Origin of the sequence: Streptomyces nanshensis, assembly GCF_001751255.1 — a bacterium.
In the GTDB taxonomy this organism is placed as follows: domain Bacteria; phylum Actinomycetota; class Actinomycetes; order Streptomycetales; family Streptomycetaceae; genus Streptomyces; species Streptomyces nanshensis_A.
Window position 1 is genome coordinate 1 of sequence record NZ_LJGW01000537.1, and the last position, 1,181, is coordinate 1,181.

Here is a 1,181-nt window from a genome sequence, read left to right on the forward strand (position 1 = left end):
CTCCCGGCACCCCGGCGCTCACCGTCTCGCTGCCCGAACGCCGCCCGCTGGAGGCGGTCACCGTGCAGACGGGCCCCGGCTCCGGGACCCGGGCACGCGTCGAGGCGCATGTGCCGGGCGAGGGCTGGCGGCGGCTCGGTCCGCTCTCCGGCAGCGGCTGGACGCAGCGCGAGGGCCACGGGGTGCGGGCGGACGCCCTGCGCCTGGCCTGGTCCCCCGGCTCGGACGAGCCGGTCGTGCACGAGATCACGCCGTGGTATGCGGACCGTCCCGACGCCTCCCTCTCGCTGTCGAAGGACGAGGTCGACGTCCCCGTGGGCGGCGGACGCGACGGCAAGGGCACGGGCAAGGACACCGCGGGCGGCAAGCACGGCAAGGACACGGGCAAGCACGGCAGGAACAGCGGGACCGGCAAGCACGGCGCAAGCGCCGAACGCCCGGCGCCCGGCGGCCAGATCACCGCCCGGCTGCACGGCCACCGCCCCTCCGACGTACGCGGCAGGGTGACCGCCGACGCCCCGAAGGGCTTCACCGTGCGCACCCCGAAGCGGACGGTCGTACCGCGCGGCGGCACCGTGGACGTACCGGTCGAGATCGAGGCCGACGCCTCCGTGAAGCCCGGCAGCTACCGCGTCCCGCTCTCCTTCGGCGGGGAGAAGCGGACGCTGACCGTACGGGCCTTCCCGCGTACCGGCGGACCGGATCTGGCGCGCGGGTCGACGGCCTCCTCGTCCGGGGACGAGACCGGCGACTTCCCGGCGTCCGCCGTCAACGACGGCCGCGAGGACACCCGTTGGTCCTCCCCGGCGAAGGACGGCGAGTGGGTGCAGCTCAAGCTGCCACGACCCACGCGCGTCGGCGAGGTGGTGCTGCACTGGCAGGACGCCTACGCCAAGAGCTACCGGGTGCAGGTCTCGGCGGACGGCAAGCGGTGGCGGGACGCGGCACGGGTACGGAACGGCCGGGGCGGCCGGGAGACCGTCCGCATGGACGCCCCCGCCGACACCCGCTACGTACGGGTCCAGGGCGACGAGCGCGCGACGCGCTTCGGCTACTCGCTGTGGACGCTGGAGGCGTACGCGGTCCGCGAGCACGGCCGGCACGCACGGGGACGCTGACCCGGGACGGGCGGGGCGGCCGGACGAGCGGGGCGGCCGGTCCACGTGGCGGCGGGCCGCCCG

At 76.3% G+C, this 1,181-nt stretch carries 1 protein-coding gene; it reads left to right on the forward strand.

Annotation, left to right across the window (positions count from 1 at the left end; genetic code table 11):
• On the forward strand, positions 1-1,118 hold a 1,118-nt coding region (locus tag AN218_RS29585; protein WP_141747746.1), incomplete at its 5' end, for a discoidin domain-containing protein.
• Between the last annotated feature and the right edge of the window lie 63 nt (positions 1,119-1,181).